The sequence below is a fragment of the Dinoroseobacter sp. S76 genome, assembly GCF_049801095.1.
GTDB lineage: Bacteria > Pseudomonadota > Alphaproteobacteria > Rhodobacterales > Rhodobacteraceae > Dinoroseobacter.
The window spans coordinates 56,849-70,544 of sequence record NZ_JBNAGH010000007.1 but is presented as its reverse complement, the minus strand read 5'-3'; the positions used below and the strand labels follow the sequence as shown (position 1 = coordinate 70,544).

Genomic DNA, 13,696 nt, shown 5'->3' with positions numbered 1-13,696 from the left:
AAAACAGGCGATGCGTCCGCAAAAACCCGACACCCGTCGGGGAGCGAAGCGCAAGCCGACAGAATTCAGTGGAGGGGACCCACCCAATGCGTAAAGCCGGACGTCATTTCCTGCAGATCCCAGGTCCGAGCGCGGTTCCAGACCGCATTCTACGGGCGATCTCGATGCAGACTATCGACCATCGCGGTCCGGATTTTGCCGCGGTCGGCCAGAAGGCGCTGGACGGGATGAAAACCATCTTCCAGACCAAGCAGAACGTTTTCATCTTCCCGTCTTCGGGCACGGGCGCCTGGGAAGCCGCGCTGGTGAACACCATGTCGCCCGGCGACACGGTCCTGATGTATGAGACCGGCCATTTCGCGACCCTATGGCAGAAGATGGCCAAGAAAATCGGTCTGAACCCTGTGTTTATCGAGGGTGACTGGCGCGGGGGCGCGGATCCGCAAGCGATCGAGGACCGTCTGCGTGCCGATACGGGCCATGAGATCAAGGCGGTCTGCGTCGTGCATAACGAGACCTCCACCGGATCGGTCTCGCCCATCGCCGAGGTGCGTGCGGCCATCGACGCGGCGGGCCATCCGGCGCTCCTGATGGTCGATTCGATCTCTGGCCTCGCCTCAGTGCCCTTCGAGTTTGACGCCTGGGGCGTGGATGTCTGCGTGTCCGGCTCGCAAAAAGGGCTGATGCTGCCCCCGGGGCTGAGCTTCAATGCAGCCTCGGATCGCGCGCTCGAGGTGTCGAAAACCGCCACGATGACAAGATCTTACTGGGATTGGCAGGATATGCTGGGCCCGAACAAAACCGGCTATTTCCCCTACACCCCCGGGACAAACCTGCTCTACGGCCTAAATGAAGCGATCGACATGCTTCATGAGGAGGGGCTGGAGAATGTCTTTGAGCGTCACCGCCGCCACGGCGCGGCTGCGCGCGCAGCTGTGCGGACCTGGGGGTTGGAGGTTCTCTGTGCCCGACAGGGACAGGAAAGCGGCGTGTTGACGGCGGTTCTCATGCCAGAGGGGCACTCGGCGGACGCCTTCCGCGCCACCACGCTGGCCCATTATGACATCTCGCTCGGCAACGGGTTGAGCAAAGTGTCCGACAAAGTGTTCCGCATCGGACATCTGGGCGATTTCAACGACTTGATGCTGGTGGCGACCCTCTCCGGTGTGGAGATGGGCCTCGCCAAAGCCGGAGTGCCGCACAGCACGGGAGGAGTGCAGGCGGCCATGGAGCATCTCAAGACCCATGACGCGGTGCCGCTCGCCGCAGAGTAAGACGATCTGACAATCAGACAATTTAGGGAGGAAAATCTGATGAAACTCAAAACAGCTCTTCTGGGCGCTGTCGCCGCGGTCTCGCTGCCGGTCACGGCATCCGCTGCGGACCTGACCCTGCGCTTTGGCCATGTGGGCGCGCCCGGGTCGCTTTTCGAAGCATCCGTGAACGCCTTTGCCCAATGCGCCAATGACAAACTGGGCGATGCTGCCGAGGTCCAGACCTTTGGCGCGAGCCAGCTCGGCAACGACCGGGAAATGCTGCAGAAACTGAAGCTGGGTCAGGTGCATCTGTCCCTGCCCTCCTCGGTGATGTCCTCGATCGCGCCGGAGTTCGGGATCTTCGAGATGCCCTATATCATCCGCGACCGCGATCACATGAAGCGCGTGCAGGTCGAGCTGGGCGACACCTTCCAGGAGGCCGCGCTGAGCCAGGGTTACCGGATCATCGGCTATTTCGAGAACGGGTTCCGCCACATCACCAACAATGTGCGCCCGATCAACACACCCGAAGATCTGGCCGGTGTGAAGCTGCGTACCCCGAACGGCGCCTGGCGCGTGAAGATGTTCCAGGAATATGGCGCGAACCCCACGCCCATGTCCTTCTCGGAGGTGTTCACCGCGCTGCAGACCAAGGTCATCGACGGGCAGGAGAACCCCTACGCCCAGATCGCCTCGGCCAAGTTCCAGGAAGTGCAGAGCTATCTGTCGATCACCGGCCATGTCTACACGCCGGCCTACGTGACCGTTGCCGAGAACCAGTGGAAAAAGTGGCCCGAAGAGGTTCGCACGGCGCTGGAGGCTTGTGGCAGCGAAACTCAGGACACGGTCTATGAGATCGCGGCCAATCTGGAGACCGAACTGCTCGGCGTGATCAAGGACGCGGGCGTGGCCGTGAATGAGGCCGACAAGGTGGCCTTCGTGACCGCCTCCTCCCCGATCTATGAGGCGTTCGCGGCCGAGGTCGATGGCGCTTCCGCGATGATCGACACGGTGCAGTCCCTGGCCGACGGCTCCTGATCTGACCATGGGCGGGCGGCGCTGCGCGTCGCCTGCCCCTTCGGTTTTTCGAACATAACCAACCGCTTGCCCGGCACCCTCGGCGGTGCCCCGGGCAGGCTTTGCCCTACGACACGGGATTGCCCATGCTCGCCATGTTCCGAAAGGTCCTCGAGACCGCCCTGGAATGGTTCGTCATCTTTCTGATGGTGTTCCTGACCGTCATCGTCATCGTCGCCGTCCTCTGGAGGCTCGCCGGGTCGAGCTTCAGCTGGTACGACGAGGTGGCCGCGATCCTGCTGGCCTGGATCACCTATTACGGGGCGGCACTGGCCGCGCTACGCCGGCGCCATATCGGGTTCGACAGCGTCCTTCTGGCCATCCCGATGCCCGCGCGCATGTGGGGCGTGGCCTTTGCCGAGGCCGTGACGGCGGGCTTCTTCCTTCTGCTGGCCTGGGCCGGGTTCACGGTGCTGACGGTGATGACAGGCATGAACCTGATCTCGCTCACCTGGGTGCCAATCACCTTTACACAATCCGTCATCCCCATCGGCGCGGTGCTCTTCCTGATCTGTCAGGCGCTCAGCCTGCCGGAGTACTGGGCGAAAACCGCCGCCGGGATCTCGCTGGAGCATGCGGAGATCGAAGAAGAGGTGGAAACCGAGATGAAGAAAGCGGGGAACGCCTGATGCTGATGCTTGGTATTTTCGTGGCGATGGTGGCGATGATCTGCCTGAACATCCCCATCGCCGTGGCGCTGGCCGTCTCGGCCATTCTCGGCCTGCTGGTGACCGAAGGGACCGGCGCGCTCGTGACCGTTGCGCTGGACATGTATAACGGGTCCACCAAATTCTCTCTGATCGCGATCCCGATGTTCGTGCTGGCCGGGGCGATCATGAATGCGGGCGGGATCACCGACCGGCTGATCAACTTCGTCACCTGCATCATCGGCTTCGTGCGGGGCGGCTTGGCCCATGTGAATATCGGCGTGTCGCTGTTCTTTGCCGAGATCTCCGGCTCGGCGGTGGCCGATGTGGCCGCCATGGGCTCCGTAATGATCCCGCAGATGAAGAAGCGCGGCTATTCCGGCGCGCTCTCGGCGGCAGTGACCTCATCTTCCGCCTCGCTGGCGATCATCATTCCGCCCTCGATCCCGATGATCCTCTATGCCACCTCGGCCAATGTCTCGGTCGAACAGCTCTTCGTCGCGGGCATCGTACCGGGGCTGATGGGCGCGGCGGGTCTGATGGGCGTCGCCTATGTCTTCGCGCGCCGTTACGACCTGCCCCGCGAAGAGGCGTTCTCGGGCCGCCGTCTGTGGGAAACCTTCGTCGACGCGCTGCCGACCTTCGCTCTGCCGATCATCATCCTGGGCGGCATTTTCGGTGGCTTCGTCACTGCGACCGAAGCAGCCGGTCTCGCCGTGCTCGCCGCGATCATCGTCAGCCTCTACTACCGTCAGGTGGACATGCGACGCCTCAAGAGCGCGATGCTCGACGGCGGCATGCAGACTGCTGTGGTCATGGTGCTCGTGGCAGCCTCAGTGGTGATGGGCGGATTCCTGACCCGTGCGCAAGTCCCGCAAGAGATCGCCCAGGGCATCCTGAACGTCACCGACAACAAGTGGCTGATCCTCCTGATCCTGAACTTCTTCTTCCTGATCATCGGCTTCTTCCTGCACTCGGCGGCGGCCATCATCCTCGTGGTGCCGATCGTGATCCCGCTGATCGTGGCGGCGGATATCAACCCGATCCACTTCGGGCTGGTCGTGACCCTGAACCTCGCCATCGGGCAGCAGACGCCCCCGGTCGCTTCGGTCCTGATCACCGCCTGCGCCGTGGCGCGCGCCAACATCTGGGAAGTGTCCAAGGTCAACATCTGGTTCATCCTCGTGCTGCTGACGGTCCTCTTGATGTGCACCTACATCCCGTCCATCCCGCTGTTCCTGGTGGAGTATTTCTACGGATGAGTGAGCTTCTGACCGAAACCAAGGACGGCACCCTCTGGGTGTCGTTCAACCGTCCGGAGGCGCGCAATGCGTTGACCTTCGGGATGTATGAGGGGCTGGCGGAGCTCTGCCAATCCGTCCCGACCGATGGGTCCGTTCGGGCCGTGGTGATCAAGGGCAATGGCGGCAAGGCCTTTGCCGCCGGCACCGACATGACCCAGTTCCGCGCATTCGAGACCGCTCAAGATGCACTCGACTACGAGGCGCGGATCGAGGCGGTGCTCACGGCAGTGGAGACCTGCCCTCTGCCGACCATCGCTGCCATCCACGGGGCCTGCACCGGCGGCGGCGCATCGATTGCAGCGGTCTGCGATCTGCGGATCACCAGCGCGTCGCTGAAATTCGGCTTCCCGATTGCGCGGACGCTGGGCAACTGCCTCGCCGCCGGGAACCTCGCGCGGCTCGCATCCCTCATGGGCGCAGGCCGGGTGCGCGAGATGATCTTCACCGCGCGATTGATGGGCGCCGAAGAAGCGCGCTCCGTCGGCCTCGTCTCCGAGGTGCTCGAGGATGAACCCGCCCTGCTCGCCCGGGCTGAGGAACTCGCGACCCAGATCGGCACCATGGCTCCGCTGACCCTGCGCGCCACCAAGGAAGCCATGCGCCGCACGCGCGCCGCCACCCAGGTGGACGACCACGACCTGATCGAGCTTTGCTATATGAGCGCTGATTTCCGCGAGGGGATGGAAGCCTTCCTCGGCAAGCGCAAACCGAATTGGAGCGGCACATGACAGCCCAAGGCCCCCTTGTCGGCATGAAGGTGATCGAGCTCGCCCATATCATGGCCGGGCCGGTCTGCGGCATGATGCTGGCGGATATGGGAGCGGATGTGATCAAGGTCGAGAAGCCCGATGGCGATGATAGCCGCCGCTTCCTGCCCCCCGATATCAACGGCGAAAGCGCCGCCTATATGATGATGAACCGGGGCAAGCGCGGGATTTCCCTGAACCTCAAGGACCCGGCCGCGGTGGAGGTACTCCATGCCCTGCTGCGTGACGCGGATGTGGTGATCGAGAACTACCGCATGGGCACGATGGAAAAGCTCGGGCTTGGCTACGAGAAGCTCCGCGCCGAGAACCCCAAGCTGATCTATTGCGAGATCTCGGGCTTTGGCCGCACGGGACCCTATGCTCATCGCGGCGGGTTTGATCTGATCGCGCAGGGCATGTCGGGCCTCATGTCCATCACTGGCGAGGGCCCGGGGCGCCCACCGGTGAAACCCGGCGCACCGATCTCCGACATCACCAGCGGGATCGTCGCGGCCATGGGGGTGAACGCGGCCTATGCCCACGCGCTCCAGACAGGTCAGGGTCAGAAGGTCGACACGAGCCTTTTCGAGGCGGCGATCACCCAGACCTATTGGCAGTCGGCCATTGCCTTTGCTACGGGGCGCGCCCCGGAGCCTGAGGGCTCCGCTCATCCGATCAACGCGCCTTATCAGGCGTTCCATACGGCGGATGGCTGGATCAATATCGGGGCAGCGAACCAGAAGAACTGGCTGCGATTGCTGGATATTCTCGAGGCCGAGGAACTGCGCGAGGATCCGCGCTTTGCCACCAATCGCGACCGGCGGGTGAACCTCGCCGAACTGGTGCCGTTGCTGGAAGCGCATTTCGAAACGCGCACGACCGAGGATTGGCTCACGCGAATGGAGGCAGCGGGTCTCCCTGCCGGGCCGGTTCTGACCATCCCCGAGATGCATGCGGATCCTCAGGCCCGCGCGCGTGAGATGATCGTCGAGACGGATCATCCCGTCGCCGGGCGGGTGCAGGCGCTCGGGCTCCCGGTGAAATTCTCTGAAACCCCCGGCGGGGTGCAGGGGGCCGCGCCGCTCCTGGGGCAGCACAGCCGCGCGGTGCTGGCGGATCTCGATTATACGGAAGAGCGGATCGCGCAGCTGATCCGGTCCGGGGCGGTCATTACGCCCGAGGATCCGGACGCCGCCCTCGCTTCCTGAGAGTTACTCCGCCGCATGCTCCAACGCGGCGGGCGCGCCGCGAAACCGGTTCTCTGCCTCGCCCGTGAGGTAAGTCAGGCGTCCCGCGGCGATGGTCGCCTCGACCCGGCGCGTGGCGGCGTCCACCACCACCAGATCGGCCCGGCGGCCATAGTCGATTACCCCGCGATCGGGCAGGCGCATGATCTCGGCCGGGTTCCTGGAGACGAGGTTCCAGGCCTCCGGCAGGCCAAGCCCGCCCCGATCCGCCACGGCGAAAGCCGCCTGTCCCAGCGCCTCGAACCCGCCATCGGAGGCCAGTGCCGTGCATTGCCCGGCCTTGATCGCGCTCATGGCGCAGAGACCAATCGACCCCGCCGGCTTGCCCGCCACATCCCGCGCGGCCAGCACCACCGGATCCCCCACAGCCCGGGCCAGCGCCGCTGCGGCCCGCACCTTGGGCTTGAGGCAGAGCTTTGCCCCGATCATCGAATACATCTCGCGGGTTTCCCCATCCGGATCCCCCAGCGAGCCATAGATTACACCGCGCCGGTCGAACGCTTCGGCGAGCTGGCACAGGAAACGCGGCACATCCCGGTGGCGTTTGGCCAACGCCCGCAACGCCTCCAGATGCGCGCCGGGGCTTGTGCCGTTGAGCGCAGCTTGGCGGCAAATCTCTTCCTGCCGCAGTTCGGATTGGGCGAGCAGGGAGTTCAGCCCGTCCTTGAAGATCACCTGATCCACCCGCTCGGCCCGGACGGTCTCCAGCACCTGTTCCAGCGTGTCGATCATGTGCACATCGCAAAGCATCCGCATCCGCAGGTCTGTCCCGGTCCGCCCCCGCTGGGCCGCCATGGCACGGGCCACCTGCATCGCGACCCGCGGGGCGGCGTTGCCCCCGGCCCAGCTCCAGTCCTGCGCACTCCACAAGGTCGTGACCCCATGGCGCGCCGCCGCCCGGTCCAACCCGCGCAAGGCGGCCTCCGGCTTCGACATCCCCAGCCGCAGAGGCTGCGCCGCCAGATCGATGATCCCGGGCAGGATCAGGTATCCGCGCAGATTGACCTCCGGCAGCGGTCCCTTCGTGATCACGCCATCCGCAATCGCCACGGAGCGCGTTTGCATGTGCCCGTCCCGCAGCACCTCGGCGCCAACCAAACGGATAGGGGGTAAGAACTGAGTCATCGGGCTGCTCGGAACCGCTGTTTACGGGTCGACCTAACAGCCTTGTGTATCGCTTGCGTGACGGCAGGCGGGGCTAGAGGCGGCTTCGAAGCAGTTCTGCCAGGGGCTCGACAGTGCCGAAAGCCCCGCGCAGGGCCGAGACCAGACCGCCCGGGTGGGATCGCCAGTCCAGCGGCGGGGGCACGTGGAAAATCAGGGACTTGCGCTTGAGAAGATCCCCATGGGGATGGTCCGCCGGATAGGGTTTCGGCACGCGCTTGAGCGGGTCCGGCCCCCAATCGGACAGGGACAGGCCCGCCTCGGACATCCGGTCGCAGAGCAGATCACCCCAGGCATCGACAAAAGCACGGTAGCGGGTCAGGCCCGCCCCCTCCATCCGGATCACGCCAAAGCCAAGATCCATCTTCCCCGGCGCCACCCCAAAGAAATAGGCCGGGGCGAGCGGATCCCCGTCCGCCTCGGTCCAGATCATGTGCAGATGGGCGTTATAGGGCGTCTTATCCTTGGAGAACCGCACATCCCTATAGATACGAAAGAGCTTCGGTTTGAGCGCCTGTCCGCTCTGCCGGGAAAGCTCCTCCGCCATGATGTCAGCCAGAAAGGTCGCAGGCTTGCGGATCTCCTCCACATAGTGGTCCTTGCGCGGCTCGAACCAGTCCCGGGTGTTGTTCTGCGCGAGCTCCGCAAAGAAGCGCTCTGCGCTGTCGATCATCTGGGTAAACCCGTCCGGCTCGCTCATCTCCTGCCCCTTCACTGCGCGGGCCTGTCCGGCTCGCCGCGCTCTTGCCCCTTTGGTCGATTGACCGCTATGACACGAGGGATGGCCCCGTGGCTCAACTGGATAGAGCAATCCCCTCCTAAGGGATAGGTTGCAGGTTCAAGTCCTGCCGGGGTCGCCACCATCTGCGCGCGTTTTGGCGCCAATTGGCGGGCTCTGTCCAAGGTCCTGTCTGAGTCCCTTTTCCACCAAGCGAGATCCGCAAGATGTGCGCCAACGCTCCTCAAGGCGCCAGCAGATCCATGATCGAGGCGAGATGACCCTCGCAGAGCTTCTGCACCGGGAAATGGTCATCCAAATCGTCGAAATCCGCAAACATCTCTCGCGAGAGCGAGAGGGTCACGATCGGACCAAAGACCAGATGGTGAAAGATATCAAAGTCTTGCGCCTTAAAGGATCCGCTTTCGACGCCGTCGCGCACAAGATCCGCCAGCGCTGACCTCTGATGGGCGATGTAGTCGCGGTGAAAACCCTTTGCGACGGATGGCATGGTCCGTGAGACCTCGGCCACCAGCGGCGACAGGCGCCCCGTGGGGGAGACCACGATGGTCTCGTAAAGGCTCCGGATCGCTCGCTCGATCTTCTCCGGATCGCTCAAGGAGGCGTCCGCGCGCAGTTCGATCAGCACATTCACCGCATCTGCATAGCCCTCGGTAACACAAGCGATGAAGAGGTCATCCTTGCTCGCGAAATGGTGGTAAAAGCTCGCCTTCTGAATACCACAGGCCTTGGCGAGTTGGGCCATGGACGTGCCCGCATAGCCGTTCTTCACGAACATCTCGGTCGCAGTTGCGATGATCCCCCCCCGGCGATCGCCCGGGGACTTTTTTTCACGCGCGTTCATTGACGGCCCACACCTCCGCTCTAACCTACCGATCGTTCGGTAGCCAAACGATCGTTCGGTTACCGCCTCTCAAACCTAGGGAGCGCCACGACAAAGCACAACTCCGCGCCCGGCCAAAGGCCAGGCTCGCTGCAAGACGGCGCCGGCAAGGGCGCCCGCAAAAAGAGAAACAGGGAAACCAAACTGATGAATTCCGCGAGATATGAACAAATGGGGCGGGTGATCGCCGCATGGTCGATCCGGTTCCGATGGGCCGTGATCCTCGGCGCCGCATTGACCTGCCTTGGCGTCTCCTTTGGCGCCGCCAATCTCCAATTCGCCTCCGACTACCGGGTGTTCTTTGGAGAGGACAATCCCGACTTCATCGCCAATGAGCGCGCGCAGGGCACCTTCGGCAAGTCGGACAATCTGGCCTTTCTGCTGATCCCCAAGGATGGCGAGGTCTTTGATACGGATACGCTTTCGGCGACCCATGCCCTGACCGAGGCGGCCTGGACCCTGCCTTATGTCTCGCGCGTGGACAGCCTGACGAATTTCCAGTCGTCCCGGGGCGAGGCGGATGATCTGATTGTCGAGGACGTGCTCTTCGCGCTCGATGAGCTCTCGCCGGACCGCATCGACGCCATCCGGGCGCTCGCCCAGTCGGAGCCTTTGCTGGACCGCTTTCTCGTCTCGGCGGACGGCGCGGCCACCATCGTCAATGCGGTCTTGCAGCTGCCCTCGGATATCCCTGCAGTCTCGGTACAGGCCAAGACAAAAGCGGATGAGATTCGGGCCAAGCTGCTGGCGGCCTATCCGGATCACGAGGTGCAGCTTTTGGGTGTCGTCACCCTCAGCGCAGCGTTCGAGACCGCAGGACAGGTCGACAGCCAGACCCTGATCCCGTTGGTCTATGGGCTGATCCTCGTGGTGATCCTCGTGGTCTTCCGCGCGATCTCCGTCGTCTTTGTCAGTCTGAGCCTGATCCTGCTCTCCACGCTTTTCGCCATGGGGGTCGGCGGCTTCCTCGGGATCGCGTTGACGCCGATCTCGCTCTCGGCGCCAACCATCATCCTGACGATCGCGGTGGCGGATGCGATCCACATCTTCTCGGGGTTGCGGGGCAATATGCGCGCCGGGATGGAGAAACACACCGCCCTCATCGAGTCCGTTGCGCTGAATTTCGTGCCCGTGGGCATCACCTCGATCACTACGATTGTGGGCTTTCTGACCCTGAATTTCTCGGACTCGCCCCCCTTCCACCATCTCGGCAACCTCTCCGCCGCCGGGATCCTCGCAGCCTGGATCCTGTCGCTGGTCTTCCTGCCGGCACTCGCCTCCGTCCTGCCGATCCGCTTCAAGCCTGCGACCGGAACGGACCGCCCCGGTTGGACCACCCGGCTCGCCTCGCTCGTGACCACGCGCGCCCACGCGGTTTTCGCGGTCATGGCCCTCGGCACCGGGATCGCCATCGCCTTCATTCCGCGGATCGAGCTGAACGATCAATGGACCCAGTATTTTGCGCCCCGGCTCGAGTTTCGCCAAGCGGTGGAGGCCGCGCGCCCGTTCTTTGGGACCGAACCCATGGAGTTCGTGATCGACAGCGGCGCACCGGGCAATGTCACCGATCCGGAGTTTTTGCGGATCGTGGACGCGTTCACCCTCTGGCTGCGGGAGCAGGATCAGGTGGTCACCCATGCTTTCGCGATCTCCGACATCATGAAGCGGCTCAACCGCAACCTGAATGCCGAAGCGCCCGAGTTTGCGATCATCCCCGACGAGAAGGAACGCGCCGCCCAGTACCTGCTGGTCTATGAGCTGAGCCTGCCCTATGGGCTCGACCTCAATGACCGGGTCGATATCAACCGACAGACTACGCGTGTGACCGCCACCACGCGAGATGTCACCACCGCCGAGACGCGCGCCTTCATCACCGCCGCAGAAGCCTGGTTCGAGGCCAACGGACAGGGCATTGCCACGGTCGACGTGACCGGCGCCAAGAAGCTCTTCGCCTTTGTCGCCCAGCGCAACATCGAAGCGATGTTCGAGGGCGCGCTCTATCTGATCCTCGCCATCGTGGGCATCCTTTCGGTGACCTTCGGTTCGCTGCGAGTGGGGCTCATGAGCCTCGTGCCCAACGCCCTGCCCATTCTCATCACCTTCGGGCTCTGGTCCGCCATGGTGGGCACGGTCGGGTTCTCCGTGGCCGCAGCGGGGGCCGTGGCCGTGGGGCTGGTCGTGGATTTCACGGTGCATTTCCTGTCGAAATACCTGCGCGCCACCCGTGACAAGGGACAGAGCGTGGCAGAGGGCATCCGCTATGCCTTTGACACGGCCGGGACAGCGATCCTGTCCACGACCCTCATCCTGAGCGCTGGGTTTGCCGTGCTCGTCACCTCCAGCTTCAAGTTCAACGCCGATCTCGGCCTGCTGACCGCCATCGCGATCCTCATGGCCATGCTGGTGAACTTCCTCCTGTTGCCGAGCCTTCTGGTGCTCGCCAATCGCAAGGCCCCCTCCCCCACTCCAACCCTGAAAGAGGCTTCCTGATGAACCGTTTGATGATTGTCGCCTGCGCGACCGCCTTGGCATTGACCCCGCTGACCGGGGGCGCGCAAACCGCCGAGGAGAAGGGTTTCGCGATCGCCCAGAAGAGCGATCTGTCGGATAAGGGCTTTGGCCGCAGTTCCGTCGATGTGACCATGACCCTGACCAACCGGGCCGGGGCGCGGACCACCCGCGCGCTGCAGATCGACACGCTGGAGAAATCCGGCCGTGGGAACGGGGATCGCTCGATGATCCAGTTCTTCTCGCCCGGCGATGTGGATGGGACGGCGCTCCTGTCCCATGCAAGGGTGACGGCGGCGGATGACCAATGGCTCTACCTGCCCAGCCTGTCGCGGGTGAAGCGGATCTCCTCGGCCAACAAGTCCGGCCCCTTTGTCGGGTCCGAGTTCTCCTTTGAGGATCTGACGATCTCGGAGCTTGGCAAGTTCGAATACCGCTATCTGGAGACCAGGCGCGTCGACGGGATGGAGATGAGCATTCTCGAATGCACGCCCGCCTATAGCCGCTCCGGCTATTCCCGTGTCTTGTGCCATTTCGACACCAAGACCAACCAGCCGCGCAAGTTTGTCTTCTTCGACCGCGGAGGGCAGCGGCTCAAGACCCTGACCCTGACGGATTACAAGCGCTACGGATCCGTCTGGCGCGCCCAGACCCAGACCATGGTCAATCACCTGACCGGCAAGACGACCGTGCTGGAGTTCGGGCCCTTCGACTTCAACGCGCGGCTGGGGCGCAATGATTTCGAACCCTCGGCGCTCGAGCGGCTCTGACATGGCATCCGTGCAATTTGCCGGAACGGGGGGCGCCGCGATCTGCGGCGCGCTCTGTCTCTCCACGCTGCCCCTCCTGGCCCAGGACCTGAGGGTCTCTCCCGAGCTGAGCTTCGAGGCGACCCTTTTTCCCGAAGACGCCCAGTTCCCGGACCAGCGCGATGGCGGCGTCGGAGCCCTGATCGCCACCGGGGATCTCACCTGGCGCAGTGCCGAGCGGCGCTGGCAGGCGGTGCTAGAGCCATATCTGCGCTATGACAGCGGGGACAATGACCGCAGCTATGGCGACCTGCGGCGCGGCTTTCTGCGCTATCTCGGCGATGGCTGGGATGTCACCATCGGCACGGATCGGGTGTTCTGGGGGGTCGTGGAGTCGGTCAATGTGGTCGATATCCTCAATCAGAGGGACCGGCTGGAGAATGCGGATCTCGACGAGAAGCTCGGCCAGCCCATGCTGCGTTTTGCGGCGCAAACCGAGATTGGCGATTTCGACCTCTATTACCTGCCCTATTTTCGCGAACGCGCTTATCCCGGGCCCGAAAGCCGCCCGCAATTTCCCTTGCCGGTCGATGACCGCAATCCCGGGTTTGAACGGGAGGGTGCCGAGACCGCCGGAGACATCGCCCTGCGCTACGCCAACCGCTTCGGCGGCTTCGATCTGGGGCTGACCTATTTCCAGGGCACCGCCCGTCAGCCGCGCCTGGATCTTGATCCGGCCCGGCAAGTCCTTGTCCCCTTTTATCAACGTCAGCGGCAAGCGGGGATCGACCTGCAATACACCACCGATGCCTGGCTCTGGAAGCTGGAGGCCGCCGCGGTCGAGATCGGCGCAGATCGATTCACAGCCGCCGTGGGCGGGGTCGAGTATACCTTCTTTGATGTGGGTGGATCCGGGCGCGATATCGGTCTGATCGCGGAATACATCTATGATGACCGAGATCAGAGCCGCAGCCCGGTCACGCCCTTCGATGACGATATCTTCCTCGGCACCCGCATCACCTGGAATGATCTGGATGACAGCGAGCTGCTGGCGGGCGCGATCATCGACGCGAATGGCGGCGGGGCGCAGTTCAGCCTCGAATATGAGCGGAGGCTCTTTGACAGCAACCTGCTCGAGATCGAGCTGCGCGCTTATGACGGGCAGAAGGATCCCCTGCTGCAGGCTTTTGAAGAGGACTCATCCCTGCTCCTGCGCTGGACACGCTTCTTTTGAGCCGATGGCGACCGGCGATTACTCCCGGTGAGCGCCCCCGGCCCCCGGGGACAGCGCCGGGTCGCGCGCGAGGACGTCGCCCAACAGCGCCGCTGGCGGCGCTCTCGGGCAATCCCGCCGAGCGCCCCAGAGCCAGAGGCCG

The 13,696-nt window shown here is 63.8% G+C and carries 12 protein-coding genes and 1 tRNA gene; 10 read left to right on the top strand and 3 right to left on the bottom strand.

Features of this window, described 5'->3' with window-relative positions; all coding sequences use genetic code 11:
* Positions 1 to 86: 86 nt before the first annotated feature.
* The 6 genes from ACP153_RS17635 to ACP153_RS17610 all read left to right on the top strand — a co-directional run bounded on the left by ACP153_RS17635 (position 87) and on the right by ACP153_RS17610 (position 6,238).
* Entirely contained in the window at positions 87 to 1,274 is a 1,188-nt protein-coding gene (locus ACP153_RS17635) for a pyridoxal-phosphate-dependent aminotransferase family protein (protein WP_424972335.1), read from the top strand.
* Positions 1,275 to 1,313: 39 nt separating this feature from the next.
* A complete protein-coding gene (locus ACP153_RS17630; RefSeq protein ID WP_424972334.1) occupies positions 1,314 to 2,294 on the top strand; it encodes a TRAP transporter substrate-binding protein in 981 nt (326 codons plus the stop codon).
* A 101-nt stretch (positions 2,295 to 2,395) separates the two neighbouring features.
* The gene (locus tag ACP153_RS17625; protein ID WP_424972333.1) at positions 2,396 to 2,962 is read left to right on the top strand and encodes a TRAP transporter small permease; all 567 of its coding nucleotides are present in this window, start codon (positions 2,396 to 2,398) and stop codon (positions 2,960 to 2,962) included.
* Entirely contained in the window at positions 2,962 to 4,242 is a 1,281-nt protein-coding gene (locus tag ACP153_RS17620) for a TRAP transporter large permease (protein WP_424972332.1), read from the top strand. Before ACP153_RS17625 ends, ACP153_RS17620 begins: the two co-directional genes overlap by 1 nt.
* Positions 4,239 to 5,012, top strand: coding sequence for an enoyl-CoA hydratase/isomerase family protein (locus tag ACP153_RS17615; RefSeq protein WP_424972331.1), 774 nt, complete (start codon positions 4,239 to 4,241; stop codon positions 5,010 to 5,012). Before ACP153_RS17620 ends, ACP153_RS17615 begins: the two co-directional genes overlap by 4 nt.
* Complete coding sequence (locus ACP153_RS17610; RefSeq protein WP_424972330.1) at positions 5,009 to 6,238, top strand: CaiB/BaiF CoA transferase family protein; 1,230 nt, start codon at positions 5,009 to 5,011, stop codon at positions 6,236 to 6,238. Before ACP153_RS17615 ends, ACP153_RS17610 begins: the two co-directional genes overlap by 4 nt.
* Positions 6,239 to 6,241: 3 nt before the next feature.
* Here ACP153_RS17610 and ACP153_RS17605 read toward each other — a convergent pair whose 3' ends face one another.
* Positions 6,242 to 7,342 carry an alpha-D-ribose 1-methylphosphonate 5-triphosphate diphosphatase gene (locus ACP153_RS17605; RefSeq protein WP_424972329.1) on the bottom strand — a complete coding sequence of 367 codons (1,101 nt, stop codon included), beginning with the start codon at positions 7,340 to 7,342 and terminating at the stop codon, positions 6,242 to 6,244.
* Between the two features lie 133 nt (positions 7,343 to 7,475).
* Entirely contained in the window at positions 7,476 to 8,141 is a 666-nt protein-coding gene (locus ACP153_RS17600; RefSeq protein ID WP_424972328.1) for a DUF2461 domain-containing protein, read from the bottom strand.
* Between the two features lie 83 nt (positions 8,142 to 8,224).
* Here ACP153_RS17600 and ACP153_RS17595 point away from each other — a divergent pair.
* Positions 8,225 to 8,301: transfer RNA gene (locus tag ACP153_RS17595), tRNA-Arg, on the top strand.
* 102 nt (positions 8,302 to 8,403) lie between these two features.
* Here the strand turns inward: ACP153_RS17595 and ACP153_RS17590 are convergent.
* Positions 8,404 to 9,024: a TetR/AcrR family transcriptional regulator gene (locus ACP153_RS17590; RefSeq protein WP_424972327.1), complete on the bottom strand. Its 621-nt coding sequence runs from the start codon at positions 9,022 to 9,024 to the stop codon at positions 8,404 to 8,406.
* A 186-nt stretch (positions 9,025 to 9,210) separates the two neighbouring features.
* Between ACP153_RS17590 and ACP153_RS17585 the strand changes: the two genes are divergently transcribed.
* From ACP153_RS17585 to ACP153_RS17575, 3 genes are read left to right on the top strand one after another with little or no spacing between them, the layout of a single operon-like run.
* Entirely contained in the window at positions 9,211 to 11,553 is a 2,343-nt protein-coding gene (locus ACP153_RS17585) for an efflux RND transporter permease subunit (protein ID WP_424972326.1), read from the top strand.
* Positions 11,553 to 12,341, top strand: a complete 789-nt coding sequence (locus tag ACP153_RS17580) for an outer membrane lipoprotein-sorting protein (RefSeq protein WP_424972325.1) — start codon at positions 11,553 to 11,555, stop codon at positions 12,339 to 12,341. Before ACP153_RS17585 ends, ACP153_RS17580 begins: the two co-directional genes overlap by 1 nt.
* Position 12,342: 1 nt before the next feature.
* On the top strand, positions 12,343 to 13,554 hold the full coding sequence (locus ACP153_RS17575; RefSeq protein ID WP_424972324.1) for a hypothetical protein: 1,212 nt from the start codon (positions 12,343 to 12,345) through the stop codon (positions 13,552 to 13,554).
* The last annotated feature ends 142 nt before the right edge of the window (positions 13,555 to 13,696 follow it).

Bases quoted from the DNA above. Each gene is read 5' to 3' on its own strand.
- ACP153_RS17635 (WP_424972335.1), top strand. From the start codon at position 87: ATGCGTAAAGCCGGACGTCATTTCCTGCAGATCCCAGGTCCGAGCGCG.
- ACP153_RS17585 (WP_424972326.1), top strand. From the start codon at position 9,211: ATGAATTCCGCGAGATATGAACAAATGGGGCGGGTGATCGCCGCATGG.
- ACP153_RS17615 (WP_424972331.1), top strand. From the start codon at position 4,239: ATGAGTGAGCTTCTGACCGAAACCAAGGACGGCACCCTCTGGGTGTCG.
- ACP153_RS17590 (WP_424972327.1), bottom strand. From the start codon at position 9,024: ATGAACGCGCGTGAAAAAAAGTCCCCGGGCGATCGCCGGGGGGGGATC.
- ACP153_RS17630 (WP_424972334.1), top strand. From the start codon at position 1,314: ATGAAACTCAAAACAGCTCTTCTGGGCGCTGTCGCCGCGGTCTCGCTG.
- ACP153_RS17610 (WP_424972330.1), top strand. From the start codon at position 5,009: ATGACAGCCCAAGGCCCCCTTGTCGGCATGAAGGTGATCGAGCTCGCC.
- ACP153_RS17575 (WP_424972324.1), top strand. From the start codon at position 12,343: ATGGCATCCGTGCAATTTGCCGGAACGGGGGGCGCCGCGATCTGCGGC.
- ACP153_RS17605 (WP_424972329.1), bottom strand. From the start codon at position 7,342: ATGCAAACGCGCTCCGTGGCGATTGCGGATGGCGTGATCACGAAGGGA.
- ACP153_RS17580 (WP_424972325.1), top strand. From the start codon at position 11,553: ATGAACCGTTTGATGATTGTCGCCTGCGCGACCGCCTTGGCATTGACC.
- ACP153_RS17600 (WP_424972328.1), bottom strand. From the start codon at position 8,141: ATGAGCGAGCCGGACGGGTTTACCCAGATGATCGACAGCGCAGAGCGC.
- ACP153_RS17620 (WP_424972332.1), top strand. From the start codon at position 2,962: ATGCTGATGCTTGGTATTTTCGTGGCGATGGTGGCGATGATCTGCCTG.